This window comes from Streptomyces sp. NPDC028289, from assembly GCF_055565975.1.
The window spans coordinates 1,177,736-1,195,012 of record NZ_JBVHTI010000001.1; the positions used below are offsets into that span (position 1 = coordinate 1,177,736).

Consider the following 17,277-nt stretch of genomic DNA (forward strand, 5'->3'; position numbering starts at 1 on the left):
AGAACACGGCGCGAGAACGAGACCGCGAAACGGGAACGCGAAACGGGAACGCGAAATGGGCTCGGTCCCGGGGAGAAGTCCCTGGGACCGAGCCCGTCGGCCGTTGCGGCAGAGGTCAGCCGGCGGTCGCGCCCTCCGCCTCGCCGGGGGTCGTCCGCGGCTTTCCGCCGGGCAGCGCCTCGGCGAGTTCGGCCGCCTCGGGGTCGCCGGCCGCGATCCGGGCCTCCTGGCCCAGGTTGCGGGTCTCGGCCTTGCGGGCGAGCGCGGCCACCGCGTCGTTGAACTGCTCGATGGAGGTCGGCTCGTCCGGCCCGAGCAGGTAGTGCTTGAGCTCGGCCCGGTCCGCGGCCAGCGGATCGGCCGACGGGTCGCGTACGGCGTCCAGCAGGCCGCCGAGTTCCTTGGCGCTGTTGGAGAGGATCACGGCGGCACGCACGGCGGTGTTCGCCCGCTTGAACTCCTCCACGCCGACGCCGGCCGAGTCGGTGACGGCGTACGGCTTGCCGCTCGCGATGAAGTCGGAGACCACGCTGGAGATGTCGGAGACCATCGCGTCGGAGACGTTGAAGCAGTCGTACAGGCGGGGTTCGGCGCCTGTGATGACGGCGTGCTGGTACGGCGGCAGGGCCTGCCAGTAGGAGTCGTTCCAGGCGGCGCGCAGCCGGGCGATCTCCTCGTGCTTCTTCAGGTCGACGACGTCGTCCCGGCTGGCCTCGGCCTCGTCGCGCTTGTCGTCGCCGGTACCGGCCAGTTCGGCCAGGCGGGTCTCGATGCGGGTCAGTTCGGCCTGTGCCGCCGCCTGGGCGGCCGGGTCGGCGGTGAAGCGGGCGTCGGTGGCGCGGGCGGTGGCGGCCTTCTGGACGAGGGCGGTGACGCGCCGGTGGGCGGCGCCGGCCTCGGCGCTGACGGTGCCGGTGAAGGGGTGCGGCTTGTAGAGGACGCGGACCGGCGGGTCGGCCTTGACCAGCTTCTTCACGATGTTCTCGCCGGCGAGCACAAGGGAGGTGTTGCCGGGGTTGCCGTCCCAGCCCTCCCAGGTGGGCGCGTAGAGCACGGTGGGGATGCGGCCGTCGGGGGCGCCCTGCAGGCTCTGGATGGGGGCCAGCTGGGGGCGGCCGACCTCGACGATGTCGTCGTCGCGGACGCCGACGTCGGCGATGGCGTAGCGGTCGCGGCCCGCGCGGCCCGCGGTCCACACCTCGTCGTACGCCTTGCTGAACGGGTTGACGCTGGCCAGCTTGTCGCTGTCGCCGTGGCCGATGAAGACGTGCTTCATCGTGGGGACGCGCAGCAGGTGGATGTTCTTGCCGACGTTGGCCGCGTAGAGGGCGACGCGGACCGTGGAGAGGTCCATGTTCATCAGGTGCACGCCGCCGGGCACGCAGATGACGGGGACGGTGGTCGGGGCGAGGCTCTGCAGGATGACCCGCTCGCGCAGCAGGATCAGCGGGCGGGACTCCAGCTGTTCCATGGTCTCCAGCCACATGTTGACCTGGTAGGCGGAGTCCTTGGAGCCGGAGAAGTACAGCACGGTCCCGGGCCGGTACTCGGCCAGCCAGTCGTCGACGGCGGCCAGCACGGTGTCGGCGTCCGGCGGGGTCTTGCGGCCGCGCACGTAGGGCATCAGCACCAGTACGTACAGGCAGCCCAGGGCGAGGGTGATGCCGATGCCGACGAATCCGGCGACCACGTCGTCCGTCGCCGCCGAGATCAGCAGGCCGACGACGGCCGCGAGGTCGAGGTGGAGCATCTTCTCGGCGGAGCGGTCGAGCAGGCCGCGCGGCGGGGCGTCCGGGATGCGGATGCGGGACTTCAGGTCGACGTTGCGGGTGGCGACCGGCATCCGGCGGCGGTTGCGGATCAGGGTGACCAGTGCGCCGTGCGGGGCCTGCAGGCCGTAGAAGGCGATGAAGCAGGCGATCGCGCCGTAGAAGACCAGGCCGTTGGAGAGGTCCATCCTGGCCAGCAGCAGGATCAGCAGCAGCTGCCGGATCAGGAAGCGGATCGACAGACCGGCCCGGACCTTGCTGAGGCGGTTGACGAGGTAGCTGCCCTTTCGGTGCAGGTAGTGGTCCGCCAGGTACGTGACGGCGGCCGCGGCCGCGAAGGCGTAGACGCTCGGGACGAGCGCGGCGACCATGAGGGCCGGGAAGCCCAGGATCATGAGTGCCGCCGCGGCCAGCTCGGCCGCGCTGCCCACTCGGGCGACGCGAATAGCGGTGGATATCACGGAGAACCTTTTGCTGACAAAAAGGCCTGAATTCGACCTTGCGGACAATCTGAGGGGTGGTCGATCCGGGTTCTACGGGTTCAGGCCCCTGCGATTGCTCCGCGAACGCGCAACCACAGAGGCCTGAATTACAGATGACTAATGGTTGTCGATTATGCCACGCCGTCCTGTCGGTCCAGGACACTGGCCAGGGCCTGCTCGAAGCCGGAGGCCTGGCCGGCGGCCGCCGTCGGGTCCTGCTGGCGGACGTCGATGACATGGCCGGTGAGCTCGGAGAGCAGCACGTCGAGGGAGGTGCGGGCGACGGCCTCGGAGGAGAGCAGCGAGCCCGTCGGCTCCTGGCCGAACGCCTTGGTGCGCATCGGGGTGGCGGTGCGCTCGGGGTTGATGCAGTTGACGCGGATGGCGTCGCCGGCCCACTCGTCGGACAGGGCCTGGGTGAGGTTCACCATGGCCGCCTTGGTCGAGGAGTAGAGGCTGTACTCGGCGCGGCCGCGGGTGTAGCTGCTGGAGGTGTAGAGCAGCAGCTGGCCCTGGGTCTCGGCGAGGTACTTGTAGCTGGAGCGGGCGATCTGCACCGGGGCCAGGTAGTTGACCTTCAGCGCCTCCTCGATGGTGGCGTTGTCGGTCTCGGCGAGCTTGCCGATGCGGAGCACGCCCGCGGTGTTGACGACGTAGTCGATGCGCCCGGTCTCGGCGTACGCCTTGGAGAGCGCGTCGTCGACCTCCTCCGGGTTCTCCACGTGGGTGCCGGTGGTGGAGCGGCCCAGCGCGTAGACGCTCGCGCCGTAGGACTCGGCGAGTTCGGCGATGTCCTTGCCGATGCCGTACGAGCCGCCGAAGATCACCACGGTCTTGCCGGTGAGGAGTTCGCGGTAGGCGTCCTCGCCGTTCTGCTCGGGGGCGGCGGTGGAGGCGAGCTGGAAGAGCTTGTCGGCGATGAAGACGTCGACGGGCTGGGTGACCTTCATGTTGTACTCGTCGCCGGCGACGACGTGGATCGGCACGTCCGGCAGGTACTTGAGGACGACGGAGCAGTCGTCGGTGGCCTGGAAGTTGGGGTCGCCGTCGGCGACCTCGTAGGCCCGCTTGATCGTGGACAGCTTGAACGCCTGCGGGGTCTGGCCGCGGCGCAGCCGGGCGCGGTCCGGGATCTCGGTGATGAACTCGCCGTCCCCGCCGTGGGTCCGCGTGACGATGATGGTGTCGGCGGACGGGATGGCGACGTCGACGGCCTGGTAGCGCTCCAGGGCGGTGACGCAGTCGTCGATGACGCGCCGTGACAGCAGGGGGCGCACGGCGTCGTGGAAGAGGACGTTGAGGTCCTCGCCCTCGGCCAGGCCTTCGCCGAGCGCCTCGATGGCACGCTCGGTGGTCTCGTTCCGCGTGTTGCCGCCCTCGATGATCTTCTTGACCTTCGCGAACCCGGCCTTGGCGACGATCTTCTCGACGTCCGCGACGTAGCCCGGGGCCATCAGCACGATGATGTCGTCGATCGAGTCGGCCTTCTCGAAGGTGGCCAGGGTGTGCTCGATGACGGCCTTGCCGGCGATCTTCAGCAACTGCTTCGGGATCGACAGACCCACCCGCTGACCGGTGCCACCGGCCAGGATCACTGCGGTGGTTCGGGGCTTGGCTATGTGCTGGGACACAGGTGACCTACCTTGGGGCATCAGGGAACCAGGAAATGGTCCCACTTCCGGTAACCGCTGTGCAAGGTGAGCGCCGTCCACTGCATATGTGCGCGCAACCTTTCATTCACCTTGCGTCGCTGGTGATGGGCGCCGCCCACCGGACCACTGGAAAGAGTTCCGTGAATTTGCTGTGAGTAACTACACAGGGCATTTCGATTGCGGTGCGTGACGCGATGCACGTCTCAGCGGCGCTACGCCGTGCGGCGGGGACGGTTCAGCAGCGCTGAGCCGTCCCCGCCACGGTCTCCCGGTGCCTCACCGTCGTCGCAGCTTCTTAAGACATCGGTGCCCCAGGACCCGCACCAGCTCCTTCGACGACGTCTGGTGCACGGTGCGGGACTTCGCCTCGGCGGTGTGGCGTACCGGGGCCGCGGCCGCAGCGGCGAGCGCGCCGTAGAGCGCCTGGGCGGCGACCTCGGGGGCGATGCGGGCCTCGGCGGCGGGCGGTCCCGGCTGTGCGGGGATGGCGGGCAGGGTGTAGAGCAGGGCCGGGTCGCCGACGACGCGGACCCCCATGGCGCCGATGCGTTCCACCATCTCGGCGCCGATGCGGCCGGCGGCCTCGACGGCCCAGGCGGGGGTGGAGATCTTCACGTCGGCGGCGGTGGGGTTGCACGAGTTCTTCATATGCATGACGGCGCCGTTGCGGACGAGCTTGGAATACAGCTCGTCGGGGAGTCCATTGCCGCGGAATTCCACGTTGAGCTTTCGCAGCATTTCGGTCTCGGCGAGGGTGAGGGAGCGGTTCGCCGTGTCCGGGACGGGCTGGAGGAGTTTTCCGGGGAGGCCGAGGAGGGCTTCGAAGGTGCGCATCAGGCCGTCGCGGTCCCGGTCGTCGACCACGACGACGGTGATCCGGTCGGTGCCGACCGCGCGGCTCCAGCGTTCGACGAGCCGGTCGTGCCGGTGCCGGCGCCAGAAGCTGGGGTTGGGCTTCTCGTAGGGGGCCTTGCGGAGCATGTGGTCCAGCCAGTCCTCGTAGCCCATGCGCAGTCCGTTCTGCACGTACTGCTGCCACTGGGAGGGCATGATCCTGGCGAGCGGGCGGAGGGTGACGAGGACGTGGACGCGTTCGCCGCCGAGTTGCTCGACGATGCGGGCGACGGTCTCGTCGTCGGGGGCGTCGGCGAAGAACTCGCTGCTGATCACCGAGGTGCGGGTGCCGGTGGCCTCGACCTGCTTGAGCAGCCGTTCCCAGTGCTTCTCGGTGGGCAAGGTGTCGCCCATCATCGCGGGCCGGGCGCAGGCGGCCAGGGCGGCCTCCATCGGGTGCCGGGTGGTCGCCGGGAACTCCACACCGTGTTCGGGCAGCTTGTCCTTCGCGGCGAACAGGGCGCCCTGGATGGCCGTGGTGCCGGTTTTGTGCGGGCCGATGTGCAGCAGGCGGGTGCCGTCGGGCAGGGCGGCAAGGGGACCGGTGGGGCCTGCGGGGCCTGTGGTGGCGTTGTTCACCGGGGCTTCGCCTCTCGTACAGTCCGTCTCCATGGTTAACGAAAGGTAAGACGTTTACCTTAGGTTCACCTGAGAGAAGCCTGGGACACAGATGAGTCCCAGGCTCCCGTTACACAGACTTGACCTTCGGTGCGCCCGGTTCGCAGGCTTCACCTCCCGTACTTCCGGCTCGTCCGTTTCAACGCGCGGAGTGGCGAGTGTGCTCGCGGCGGCCCGCGGGTCGACGGCGGTGTCGATCAGGCGGGCAACGGAAAACCCGTTGCGGCCGGGAACTGGTCCCGGCCGCAACGGGTCCGGCGGTGGATCGGTGCTCCCCGGCAAGCGGGGAGGCCGGCGGTCCTACTCGAACGGGTCGAAGTCGCCGTACTCCCGGAGGGACTCGTCCCGTTCCGCCTGCCGGTCGCGGCGGCGCTGCACGGCGGGCCGCTGTTCCTCGAAGCGGTGGTCCTCGCCGCGGCGGCCGAGCATCTCGGCGCCGGACATCATGGACGGTTCCCAGTCGAAGACGACGGCGTTGTCCTCGGGGCCGATGGCGACGCCGTCGCCGGCCCGGGCGCCCGCCTTCATCAACTGCTCTTCCACACCGAGGCGGTTGAGGCGGTCGGCGAGGTAGCCGACGGCTTCGTCGTTGTTGAAGTCGGTCTGGCGGACCCAGCGTTCGGGCTTCTCGCCGCGCACCCGGAAGAGGCCGTCCTCCTCCTGGGTGACGGTGAAGCCGGCGTCGTCGACGGCCTTGGGCCGGATGACGATCCGGGTCGCCTCCTCCTTCGGCTTGGCGGCGCGGGCCTTGGCGACCAGCTCGCCGAGTGCGAACGTCAGCTCGCGCAGCCCCAGGTGGGCGACCGCGGATACCTCGAAGACGCGGTAGCCGCGGGCCTCCAGGTCGGGGCGGACCATCTCGGCGAGGTCCTTGCCGTCGGGGACGTCGATCTTGTTGAGGACGACGATCCGGGGCCGGTCGCTGAGGCCGCCGTACTGCTTGAGCTCCTCCTCGATGACGTCGAGGTCGGAGACGGGGTCGCGCTCGGACTCCAGGGTCGCGGTGTCGAGGACGTGGACGAGGACGCTGCACCGCTCGACGTGGCGCAGGAACTCCAGGCCGAGGCCGCGGCCCTGGCTGGCGCCGGGGATGAGGCCGGGCACGTCGGCGATGGTGTAGACGGTGGAACCGGCGGTCACCACGCCGAGGTTGGGGACCAGGGTGGTGAACGGGTAGTCGGCGATCTTCGGCTTGGCGGCGGAGAGCACGGAGATCAGCGAGGACTTGCCGGCGCTCGGGTAGCCGACCAGCGCCACGTCGGCGACGGTCTTGAGCTCCAGGACGATGTCGTCGAGGTCGCCGGGCTCGCCGAGCAGCGCGAAGCCGGGGGCCTTGCGGCGCGCGCTGGCGAGGGCCGCGTTGCCGAGGCCGCCGCGGCCGCCCTGGGCGGCGACGTAGGAGGTGCCGTGGCCGACGAGGTCGGCGAGGACATTGCCGGCCTTGTCCAGCACCACGGTGCCGTCCGGCACCGGCAGGACCAGGTCCTGGCCGTCCTTGCCGGCCCGGTTGCCGCCCTCGCCGGGCTTGCCGTTGGTGGCCTTGCGGTGCGGGGAATGGTGGTAGTCGAGGAGTGTCGTCACCGACTGGTCGACGGTCAGGGTGACGTCGCCGCCACGGCCGCCGTTGCCGCCGTCGGGGCCGCCGAGCGGCTTGAACTTCTCCCGGTGCACGGAGGCGCAGCCGTGGCCTCCGTTACCCGCGGCGATGTGCAGCTCGACGCGGTCCACGAAGGTGGTCATGGTGCAGTGCCTCCTGGGGGTCCCCCCGGCCGAAGGCTGAGGGAGTACGGGTAATACCAATGTCAACACGCGAAAGGCGGACCCGCCTTCCCGATCGGGAAGTGAGGTCCGCCTCGCGAAACGTTCGGTCTGGGCTCTGAAACTCAGGCTCAGGCGACCGGAACGATGTTCACGACCTTGCGGCCACGGTGGGTACCGAACTCCACCGCACCGGGCAGGAGCGCGAACAGCGTGTCGTCGCCGCCGCGGCCGACGCCCGCACCCGGGTGGAAGTGGGTGCCGCGCTGACGGACCAGGATCTCGCCCGCGTTGACGACCTGACCGCCGAAGCGCTTCACGCCGAGGCGCTGAGCGTTGGAGTCACGACCGTTACGGGTGGACGATGCGCCCTTCTTGTGTGCCATCTCTCCTCAGTCCCTTACTTCGCAGCCGCGGGGATCTCAGTGACCTTGATCGCCGTGTACTGCTGGCGGTGGCCCTGACGACGGCGGTAGCCGGTCTTGTTCTTGTAGCGAAGGATGTCGATCTTGACGCCCTTGTGGTGGTCCACGACCTCGGCCTGGACCTTGATGCCGGCCAGGACCCACGGGTCGCTGGTCACAGCGTCGCCGTCGACAACGAGCAGGGTCGAGAGCTCGACCGTGTCGCCAACCTTGGCGGTGGAAATCTTGTCAACCTCGACGATGTCGCCGACAGCAACCTTGTGCTGGCGACCACCGCTGCGCACGATGGCGTACACGCGGATCTCACTCTCTCGCTCGGGAACGGCACCCCCGCAGTCCAGCCGCCCGGCGGACGCGGGCGGCCTCTCCGGAACAGCGTGCGCTCCGGAGGAAGAGGTTTACGGGGATGTGGCACGTCCTCATATCCATGGACACGCCGACGGTCAAGGTTACGGGGCCGCGCGGAGGCGGTCAAACCGGGCCTGTGCCGATCTCCGCGACCGATCCTCCCGCCGACCCGGTCGCCCCTGAGAAACAGCTGCGGTTACCCTGTGACTCCACTCGTGCGTCAGTTGGTCACCGGCTGTACACGGATCATTAATGTCGTCGTCAGCATCCTAAAAGTGGAGCCAGGTAACAGAGATGTCGATCAAGGTGAGCGTCATCATCCCGGTCTACAACCCGGGAAAGTACATCCAACCCTGCATCGACTCCCTGTTGAGGCAGACTCTTCCCGCGGACGAGTTCGAGGTCCTGTTCGTTGACGACGGCTCGACCGACGACAGTCCCGCGGAACTGGACGCCCTCGCCGAGAAGCACCCGCACTTCCGGGTGATCCACATACCGAACTCCGGCTGGCCCGGCAAGCCGAGGAACATCGGCGTGGGCGAGGCGAAGGGCGAATACGTCCAGTTCGTCGACCAGGACGACTACCTGGCCTCCGACGCCCTGCGCCGGCTGTACGAGATGGGGCACCGCAACGGTTCCGACATCGTCATCGGCAAGGTGGCCAGCAACTTCCGGGGCGTACCGCACGGCGTCTTCAAGGCGGACCGGGAGAAGTGCACCATCCACGACGCGCCGCTGTACGACAGTCTCACGCCGCACAAGATGTTCCGCGCGGAGTTCCTGCGCGAGAACAAGATCGCCTATCCCGAGGGCAAGCGGCGCCTGGAGGACCAGCTGTACATGATGGAGGCGTACTTCCCCGCCAAGGTCGTCTCCATCCTCGGCAGCTACACCTGCTACTACTACTCGAAGCGCGACGACGGCAAGAACGCGGGTTCCACGCGCATCGTCCCGTCGGGTTACTACGGGAACCTCCGTGAGGTGCTCGACGTCGTCATGGCGAACACCGAGCCCGGTGAGTTCCGCGACCTGCTGCTGCGCCGTTTCTACCGGGTGGAGATGCTCGGCCGGCTCAGCGAGCCCAACGTCCTCAAGTACGACGAGGCCTACCTCGGCGAGATGCTGGAGGCCGTGCGGCCGCTGGCCGAGGAGTTCATGGGCGAGGGCGTGCGCGACGGGCTCGGCGCCCTCACCCGTGTCCGCTCGACGCTGCTGCGCCGAGACGACAGCGAGGGCCTGCTGCGGTTCGCCCGCTTCGGGCTCTCCGTCAAGGGCGCGACCCGCCTGGAGACGGCCGAGTGGCGGTCCGACGGCAAGCTCGCCGTCACCGTCAGCGCCCGGCTGGTGCACGGCGACGACGCCGAACCGGTCCGCCTGCTGCGCCGCGACGGCCGCTTCTATCTGCACCCCGAGCTGGTCCAGGACGTGCTGGAGGCCGGCGAGCTGGTCGATGTCACGGACGAGATGGACCAGTTCAAGGCCGAGATGTCGCTGCGCAACCGCGAGACGGCCGTCGAGTGGCCGTGCGCGGCCGAGTTCACCTCGCATGTCGAAGACCTCGGCGACGGCGCCTGCGAGGTCGTCCTGCGCGGCAGCGGTGTGGTCAGTCCCCAGGGCGTGAAGGGGCGCGGCCCGGTCTCCAAGGGTTTCTGGGACATCTGGATCAGCGTCCGGGGCCTCGGTCTGGTCCGCAAGGCCCGGCTCGGCGCCGACCGCGTCACCGGTGTGGAGACGGATCTGCGCCCCGCGCTGCTCGGCTCCCCCGCCCGCCCGGTCATCCCGTACTTCACCGACCCGCACGGCAACCTCACCCTGGACGTCGCCCGCCGCAGCAAGAGGCTGGCGCCGTACCTGGAGAACCGCCCCGTGCAGCGGATGCCGGGCAGCCGTCCGGAGCTGCGGCTGGACGTGTTCACCCGCCCGAAGACCGCGCCGGCCAGGACCGAGCTGGTGCTCAGTTCCGAGGGCGGCGGTACGCACGTGGTGTCCGCCGAGATCCGCAACGTGGCCGGCCGCGCCCACATCGCCGTTCCCACGCGTGCGGCGTCGGTTCCCGCGGGCCGCTGGAACCTGGCGGCCCGGCTGGACGGCGAGAAGGACGCGGCCCTGCCGCTGTGCACCGTGACCGTCAGGAGCAACGGGCGGCTGCGGCTCGACGACGGCCTGCCCGTGGTGGATCCCCAGCTCGTCCGCGCGACGCTGGCCAAGCGCCGCAAGGCGGCCCTGCGGCGGCGGCTGCGCGCCGTCGGCGGTCCGGTCGTGCGCAGGCTGCCCGCCCCGGCCCGCAAGAAGCTGCGCGGCCTGGCGGCGAGACTGACCGGCTGATCCGCCGGACCCACCACGGACACGCACCACGACAAGGATGTGATCGACATGCGGGAGCTCGGCATCGCCGGCGCCTGGATCCATGAACCGAAGGTCTTTCCGGACGCCCGCGGGAGCTTCCACGAGTGGTTCAAGGGACCGGACTTCGCCGAGGCCACGGGCCATCGGCTGGATCTGGCGCAGGCCAACTGTTCGGTCTCCAGCCGCGGCACCCTGCGCGGCATCCACTTCGCCGACGTGCCGCCCAGCCAGGCCAAGTACGTCAAGTGCGTGCGTGGCGCCGTGCTGGACGTCATCGTCGACATCCGTACGGGCTCACCCACGTACAAGCAGTGGGAAGCCGTACGGCTGGACGACGTGGACCACCACTCGGTCTACCTCTCCGAGGGGCTCGGGCACGCCTTCATGGCGCTGACCGACGACGCCACCGTGGTGTACCTGTGCTCCGAGGGGTACGCCCCGCAGCGCGAGCACGGCATCCACCCGCTCGACCCCGAGCTGGGCATCGAGTGGCCGTCGGGGCTGGCCCCGGTGCTGTCCGAGAAGGACGCCGCGGCGCCGTCCCTGGCCGAGGCGGAAGCCGCGGGCCTGCTGCCGTCCTACGAGGCGTGCCAGGCCTACCTGGCGGAGCTGCGCGCCTGAGACCGGTATGACGAGGGGCCTCGCGGAAGATCCGCGAGGCCCCTCGTCCTTTTCGCTCTGCCGCTCAGCCGCCCAGCGCCGCGATCTGCCCCCGCAGCCGTTCGAAGCCGGCGCGCGGACGGCGCAGGTTCCGGGCCCGGATCAGGGCGGGCCAGAAGTCCGCCGCCAGCAGCGCCTCCGGCCGCGCGGCGTGCTTGCGCACCAGCACCTCGTCGGGGACCGCCTGCGGATCCGGGGTGACGTACTCCTTGAGGATGTCGTCGTAGGCGTCCTTGAGGACCGTGTTCTGCGGATCGGCCCCGAAGACCACGGCGACGCCGGTCGGTGCGGTGTCGATCTCGAGGACCACCAGGTCGGGGCGGTATTTGCGCAGGACCGTCACCAGTTTGTAGACGTCTCCGGTCCAGTACTTGGTGTGCCGGTCGCGCGCCGCCTCGTCCACGTCGCGGGGCAGCATGTCGTCGAGGACGATCACGCTCGACCAGCGTGAGTGGCGTTCGACGTTCATGAAGTCGCGCAGCGCGTACTCGAAGAGATGCATGCCGTCGATGAAGGACAGTTCCAGCGTGGGATCGCCTCCGAGCACCCCGAGCGGGTCGCGACGGGCGAGAGCGCGGAAGGGGTTGCGGCCGCGCCGCAGGTGCACCAGCGGGTCCTTGCGGGCGAAGAAGTCGTCACTGGTCGACTGGACCAGGTGGACGTCGCAGCTGATCGACGTCACCACCTTGAAGGCCGGGTCGATCGCCACGGACGCCACACGCGAGAGCGCCAGGCTGCGACCGTCATTGACACCGATCTCCAGATAGTTGCGCGGGTGGTAGACACGGTGCAGTCCACGCAGCAGTTCATGACGGTTCACTCAAGCGGCCTTTCGTCGTAATTCCGCTGTTCGGGTTCCCGGCGAAGTTACTCGTATGACTGGCATGCGCGTAACCTTTCCCGTCAATTTACCGAGCGTTCCCTGTGAACGGGCCGGCGTCCTGGCAACCGTTATCGTCCGGTCGGTCACACTGTGTGGCGGGCGTCCAGGTCGTTGCCCGGACATGCGAACGGCTCCCGGCCGTGGGGCCGGGAGCCGTTCGCACATGTGCAGGCCGAGGGCCGTCAGTCCTCGTCGGAGGCGGTGGTGACCGTGGTGGTCTTCTTCGCCGTCGACTTGGCGGCGGCCGTCTTGGCGGTCTTGGCCGCCTTCTTGGCCGTCGTCTTCTTCGCAGCCGTCTTCTTGGCAGTGGTCTTCTTGGCCGCCGTCTTCTTCGCCGCGGTCTTCTTGGCGGCCGTCTTGCGGGCCGTCTTCTTGGCCGGAACGGCCTCCTCGACACCCTCCTCAGCGGCCTCGGTGGGTGCCTCCTCGCCCGCCGGCGTCTCCGCCGACGGTACGACCACGACGGCCGCCTCCTCGGACGCGGTCGGCGCGGTGGCCTTGCGCACCGCACGGCGGCGCGGGCGGGCCGGAGCGGCGCTCTCGGCGGCCGCGGCCGCCTCGGGCTCAGCGACCGCTTCGGGCGCCGTCTCGGCGACCGTCTCCGCCACCGCTTCCGCGACGGTCTCCGCCACCGGGGCGCTCTCGGCGACGACCGTCACCACGGTCGCCTCGGCACCGGCCGGGGAACCGGCGGGCGCCGACACCTTCCGGGTGGCACGCCGACGCGTACGGCCCTTGGGCGCGGCCTCCTCGGCGGCCTCGACCACCGGGTCCTCGACGGCGACCGGCTCGGCGTGTGCCGCGGCGGCCGGCTCGGGCAGCACCGGACGCTCCGCCTCGGCGGCGGCCGGTGCGTCCTGCGCGGTCGGCGCCTCGGCGGCGGTCTCGGTGCGTGCCGTACGGCCCTTGGGCGCGCCGGCCGGAGCCGAGGCCCTGCGGCTCGCGCGGCGGCGGGTACGGCCGCGGCCGGCCGCGGCCTCCGCCTCGGCGACGCTGCTGTACAGCTCCTCGTCCGGTGCGAAGTCGGGTGCGGGCAGCGCGACGGGCTCGGCGGCCTCGGCCGCGACCTCCGCCGCGGTCTCGACCGCGTGGACGGCCTCGGCGTGCTCGACGGCCCCGTCGGACACGACCTCGTGGGTCTCGTGCACGTCGTGGTCGTGTCCGTCGCCGCCGCGCCCGCGCTTCCTGCGCTTGCCGCCGCCACCGCCGCCGCCGCTGGAGCTGGGCTGCTCCATGTGGACGATGACGCCACGGCCGTTGCAGTACACGCAGGTCTCGGAGAAGGACTCCAGGAGGCCCTGTCCGACGCGCTTGCGGGTCATCTGGACGAGCCCCAGCGAGGTCACCTCGGCCACCTGGTGCTTCGTACGGTCCCGCCCGAGGCATTCGAGCAGGCGCCGCAGCACCAGGTCCCGGTTGGACTCCAGGACCATGTCGATGAAGTCGATGACGATGATGCCGCCGAGGTCGCGCAGCCGGAGCTGGCGGACGATCTCCTCGGCCGCCTCCAGGTTGTTGCGGGTCACCGTCTCTTCGAGGTTGCCGCCCTGGCCGGTGAACTTGCCGGTGTTGACGTCGACGACGACCATCGCCTCGGTCCGGTCGATGACCAGCGAACCGCCGCTGGGCAGCCAGACCTTGCGGTCCAGGGCCTTGGACAGCTGCTCGTCGATCCGGTACGTGGCGAAGACGTCGACCTCGGAGGTCCACTTCGACAGGCGTTCCGCGAGGTCGGGCGCGACGTGGGAGACGTAGCCGTGGACGGTCTCCCAGGCCTCGTCACCGCTGACGACGACCTTGGAGAAGTCCTCGTTGAAGATGTCGCGGACGACCCGGACGGTCATGTCCGGCTCGCCGTACAGCAGCGTCGGGGCGTTGCCGTTCTTCGACTTCTTCTGGATGTCCTCCCACTGCGCCTGGAGCCGTTCGACGTCGCGGCGCAGTTCGTCCTCGCTGGCGCCCTCGGCGGCGGTGCGCACGATGACGCCCGCGTCCTCGGGGACGATCTTCTTGAGGATGGTCTTCAGCCGTGCGCGCTCGGTGTCGGGCAGCTTGCGGCTGATGCCGGTCATCGAGCCCTCGGGGACGTACACGAGGTAACGGCCGGGGAGGGAGACCTGGCTGGTGAGGCGGGCGCCCTTGTGGCCGATCGGGTCCTTCGTCACCTGGACGAGCACGGACTGGCCGGACTTCAGGGCGGACTCGATACGGCGCGGGCCGTTGGCCATGCCCAGCGCCTCGAAGTTGACCTCGCCGGCGTACAGGACGGCGTTGCGGCCCTTGCCGATGTCGATGAAGGCGGCCTCCATCGACGGCAGCACGTTCTGGACCTTGCCCAGGTAGACGTTGCCGACGTACGAGGTCGACTGCTCCTTGTTGACGTAGTGCTCGACGAGCACGCCGTCCTCCAGGACGCCGATCTGGGTGCGGTCGCCGTGCTGGCGTACGACCATCACGCGCTCGACGGCCTCGCGGCGGGCGAGGAACTCGGCCTCGGTGATGATCGGGACGCGTCGGCGGCCCTGCTCGCGGCCCTCGCGGCGGCGCTGCTTCTTGGCCTCCAGGCGGGTCGAGCCCTTGATGGACTGGACCTCGTCGGACGGCTCGGAGGGCTTGCGGGGCTCGCGGACCTTGACGACCGTGCGCTCCGGGTCGTTCTCGCCGGGCTCGTTGTCGGGGGTGTCCCCGGCACGCCTGCGGCGGCGCCGGCGACGGCGGCTGCTGGAGGAGGACAGGCCGGCCTCGTCGTGGGCCTCCTCGTCGTCCTCCTCCTCCTGCTCGGCGGTGTCCTCGGCGTCCTGCTCGGCCTGCTCGGCGGCAAGCTCGTCGGTGCCGTCGTCGCCGCCCTCGCCGTCGGCGGCGTCACCGCGGCGGCGGCGTCGGCCACCACGACGGCGGCGCCGGCGGGAGCCGGACTCCTCGGCCTCGTCCTCGCCGTCGGCGATGTCCTCGACGGACTCCTCCGGCTCGTCGGTCTCGTCCTCGGCGGTGGTCTCGGCGACCGGGGCCTCCTCCACGGCGCCCCGGCGGCGGCGTCGGCGGCGCGAACCGGCCTCGGCCTGCTCGGCCGGCTCGACGGCGAAGGCCGTGGCAGCGGCGGAAGCGGTGGAAGCAGAGGGGGCGGCGGAGACGGGGGCAGCGGTGGCTGCCGGGAGCTCCTCCGGTTCCCCGGCGCCCGCGGCCGAGGCGGCGGCCTCCGCGGCGGCGCGCTCCGGGGTCTGGAACTTCGGCTCGGTGAACACGGGCGCCTGGAAGACGGCGACGGCGGGCCGGGCCGGGCGGCGCTGCGGCTCCTCCTCGGCGCCGGCCCGGGCGGCCGGCTCGGAGAACCCGGTGGCGGCCTGCCGCACGACGCGCCGCCGGCGGCGGGGCGCCTCGGCCTCGACGGGCTCGGCGGCCGGGGTCTCGGCGACCACGGCCTGCGGCTCCTCGGCGGCGGCCGTCTCGGCGGCAGCGGCCTCGGGCGCACCGGCGGGCGCGGACACCCGGCGGGTGGCGCGGCGACGGGTACGGGGAACGGCCGGGGTCTCCTCGGGAGCCTCGACGGCCTCAACGGCTTCGGGCTCCTCGATGGCCTCGGCGGACGCGGCGGTCTCGGTACCGGCCTCGGCCGCGACGGCCGGGGTCTTGGCCTCTTCGCCGGCCTCGGCAGTCTCCGGGGTACCGGCGGGAGCGGACACCCGGCGGGTCGCACGGCGACGCGTCCGCGGAGCTGGCGCGGCCTCCTCGACGGTTTCTGCGGCCTCTGCGGCTTCTACGGCCTCGACGGTGTCGGCGGCCTCGGCCGGCTCAGGGGCCTCGACGGCCGCCGGGGACGCGGTGGGCGCGGAGACCCGGCGGGTCGCACGGCGACGCGTCCGCGGAGCGGGCGCGGCCTCCTCGACGGCTTCTGCGGCGGACTCGACCGCGGCGGTGCTCTCGGCGAGCTCGCTCACGGCACCGGCGGCAGCGGGAGCGGCGGCGGGGACGACGGTCTCCGCGGCCTCGGCTGCCTCGGCGGGGGCACCGGCGGGCGCGGACACCCGGCGGGTCGCACGGCGACGCGTCCGCGGAGCGGGCGCGGCCTCCTCGACGGCTTCTGCGGCCTCCACCGGCTCAGGGGCCTCGGCGACCTCTTCCGTGACCTCTTCCGGCGCTTCGGCGGCGGACTCGAAGGTCTCGGCGGCCGGTACGGCCTGCACGGTGGTCTCGGCCACGGCCTCGGTCCCGGCGGGCGGTCCCGCGGGGCGGGACGCGGCACGGCGACGCCTGCGCGGCGGCAGGGTGTCGCTGGGGGTGTTCAGTTCGGAGCCCTCGGTGGGCTCGGTCGGTTCGAGCATGCGGGCGTTTCTCCCGTCAGGCTCCCGGGCGCCGCGCCTGGTCCGGCGTCGATCGGTTCGAGCGACCGCCGGTGACGTCCACGGCTCGCGCGATGCGCGGTGCCGCCGTGTGGGGCGCGGGCGCCGCACAGGAGCTCTCTGTGTCCTGTCTCGCCGGTTCCGTACGCCTTGTCGCGGACGGCCTGGCGAAAGTCTTCTGGTCGGTGCGCTGCCCGACCCAGGTGGCTCCCGAGTACGAGGGCTGCGCTACGACGTCCGTCCTTCGCGGGACCTTCCTTACGCCGGCACCGTCGCGGCGGCAGTCGGTTCGGCCTTCGAGAGGGCCTCGGCTGCCTCGCGGTCGGGCGCGAGCGGGTCGGTCACCGTGCCGGTCTCTTCATCGAGCAGCCCCTGCGCCAGCCTGGTCACCGCTGCGGGGACCGGCGGCGCCAGGTCGGCCACGGCGCGGAGACCGGACAGGACGTCGTCGGGTCGTACGGCAGGCGTCACGTGCCGAACAACCAGCCGCAGTATCGCACAGGGCTGGTCGGTCGGCCTATCAGCCGTTTCACTCTGTGTTTCAAGTTGTACGACGGCGGGGCGGGCGTCGAAGGTGCGGACGCCGTTCTTGGTGGTGCGCCGGACCTCGACGGACTCGGCGGCGTTGAACGCCGCGACGGCGTTCTCGGCCTCCGCCGGGTCCTGGCCGGCCAGTCGCAGCTCCCACACGGAGGCGGTGAGCCGGTCGGCCAGTCCGGACGTGTGTGCCTCGACCGCGTCGACGATGTCGAGCCCGGCGGGCAGGGACTCGTCGAGGAGGGCGCGCAGCCGCTCCGGGTCGCGGTGTGCGGTGAGCGCGATCTCCAGGTACTCGGCCTCGCTGCCCGTGCCGGTGGGTGCGGCATTGGCGTACGACACCTTCGGGTGCGGTGTGAACCCCGCCGAGTACGCCATGGGCACCTCGGCGCGGCGCAGCGCACGCTCGAAGGCGCGCTGGAAGTCACGGTGGCTGGTGAACCGGAGGCGGCCGCGCTTGGTGTAGCGCAGTCGGATGCGCTGCACCGCGGGTGCGGGCGGCGGGCCTTCGGGCTGTCGCTTGCCCAGTGTCGTCAGTCCTTCGTGGTTCTGGTGCGTTCTTGTGCGG

Annotated in this window: 11 protein-coding genes; 2 read left to right on the forward strand and 9 right to left on the reverse strand. The window is 70.9% G+C overall.

The genetic code is table 11. The annotated features are described in order from the left end of the window. Positions 1-115 precede the first annotated feature (115 nt). The 6 genes from ACZ4UV_RS05175 to rplU form a co-directional block, all read right to left on the reverse strand. Positions 116-2,230 (reverse strand): hypothetical protein, encoded by a 2,115-nt coding sequence (locus tag ACZ4UV_RS05175; RefSeq protein WP_451016487.1) that lies wholly within the window; start codon positions 2,228-2,230, stop codon positions 116-118. Positions 2,231-2,382: 152 nt separating this feature from the next. Beyond that, entirely contained in the window at positions 2,383-3,882 is a 1,500-nt protein-coding gene (locus ACZ4UV_RS05180; protein ID WP_451016486.1) for a D-ribitol-5-phosphate cytidylyltransferase, read from the reverse strand. 297 nt (positions 3,883-4,179) lie between these two features. After that, the gene (locus ACZ4UV_RS05185) at positions 4,180-5,409 is read right to left on the reverse strand and encodes a hypothetical protein (RefSeq protein WP_467835863.1); all 1,230 of its coding nucleotides are present in this window, start codon (positions 5,407-5,409) and stop codon (positions 4,180-4,182) included. Between the two features lie 306 nt (positions 5,410-5,715). Beyond that, on the reverse strand, positions 5,716-7,155 hold the full coding sequence (gene obgE / locus ACZ4UV_RS05190; RefSeq protein WP_390040116.1) for a GTPase ObgE: 1,440 nt from the start codon (positions 7,153-7,155) through the stop codon (positions 5,716-5,718). A gap of 149 nt (positions 7,156-7,304) precedes the next feature. Beyond that, on the reverse strand, positions 7,305-7,559 hold the full coding sequence (rpmA, locus tag ACZ4UV_RS05195) for a 50S ribosomal protein L27 (RefSeq protein ID WP_030779398.1): 255 nt from the start codon (positions 7,557-7,559) through the stop codon (positions 7,305-7,307). A gap of 14 nt (positions 7,560-7,573) precedes the next feature. Then, a complete protein-coding gene (gene rplU / locus ACZ4UV_RS05200; RefSeq protein ID WP_007381993.1) occupies positions 7,574-7,894 on the reverse strand; it encodes a 50S ribosomal protein L21 in 321 nt (106 codons plus the stop codon). A 346-nt stretch (positions 7,895-8,240) separates the two neighbouring features. Here rplU and ACZ4UV_RS05205 point away from each other — a divergent pair, with 346 nt between their 5' ends. Both ACZ4UV_RS05205 and rfbC read left to right on the forward strand, forming a co-directional pair. Continuing rightward, positions 8,241-10,271 carry a glycosyltransferase family 2 protein gene (locus tag ACZ4UV_RS05205; protein WP_467835865.1) on the forward strand — a complete coding sequence of 677 codons (2,031 nt, stop codon included), beginning with the start codon at positions 8,241-8,243 and terminating at the stop codon, positions 10,269-10,271. 48 nt (positions 10,272-10,319) lie between these two features. Continuing rightward, a complete protein-coding gene (gene rfbC, locus ACZ4UV_RS05210; protein ID WP_451018268.1) occupies positions 10,320-10,913 on the forward strand; it encodes a dTDP-4-dehydrorhamnose 3,5-epimerase in 594 nt (197 codons plus the stop codon). A 64-nt stretch (positions 10,914-10,977) separates the two neighbouring features. Here the strand turns inward: rfbC and ACZ4UV_RS05215 are convergent, their stop codons facing one another. From ACZ4UV_RS05215 to ACZ4UV_RS05225, 3 genes are all read right to left on the reverse strand, one after another. Next, positions 10,978-11,772 (reverse strand): class I SAM-dependent methyltransferase, encoded by a 795-nt coding sequence (locus tag ACZ4UV_RS05215; protein WP_390040111.1) that lies wholly within the window; start codon positions 11,770-11,772, stop codon positions 10,978-10,980. Between the two features lie 245 nt (positions 11,773-12,017). Next, on the reverse strand, positions 12,018-16,154 hold the full coding sequence (locus tag ACZ4UV_RS05220; RefSeq protein WP_467835868.1) for an Rne/Rng family ribonuclease: 4,137 nt from the start codon (positions 16,152-16,154) through the stop codon (positions 12,018-12,020). Between the two features lie 276 nt (positions 16,155-16,430). Next, positions 16,431-17,195: a TIGR03936 family radical SAM-associated protein gene (locus ACZ4UV_RS05225; RefSeq protein ID WP_390040107.1), complete on the reverse strand. Its 765-nt coding sequence runs from the start codon at positions 17,193-17,195 to the stop codon at positions 16,431-16,433. Between the last annotated feature and the right edge of the window lie 82 nt (positions 17,196-17,277).

Bases quoted from the DNA above. Each gene is read 5' to 3' on its own strand.
- ACZ4UV_RS05205 (WP_467835865.1), top strand. From the start codon at position 8,241: ATGTCGATCAAGGTGAGCGTCATCATCCCGGTCTACAACCCGGGAAAG.
- ACZ4UV_RS05185 (WP_467835863.1), bottom strand. From the start codon at position 5,409: ATGGAGACGGACTGTACGAGAGGCGAAGCCCCGGTGAACAACGCCACC.
- ACZ4UV_RS05220 (WP_467835868.1), bottom strand. From the start codon at position 16,154: ATGCTCGAACCGACCGAGCCCACCGAGGGCTCCGAACTGAACACCCCC.
- obgE (WP_390040116.1), bottom strand. From the start codon at position 7,155: ATGACCACCTTCGTGGACCGCGTCGAGCTGCACATCGCCGCGGGTAAC.
- rpmA (WP_030779398.1), bottom strand. From the start codon at position 7,559: ATGGCACACAAGAAGGGCGCATCGTCCACCCGTAACGGTCGTGACTCC.
- rfbC (WP_451018268.1), top strand. From the start codon at position 10,320: ATGCGGGAGCTCGGCATCGCCGGCGCCTGGATCCATGAACCGAAGGTC.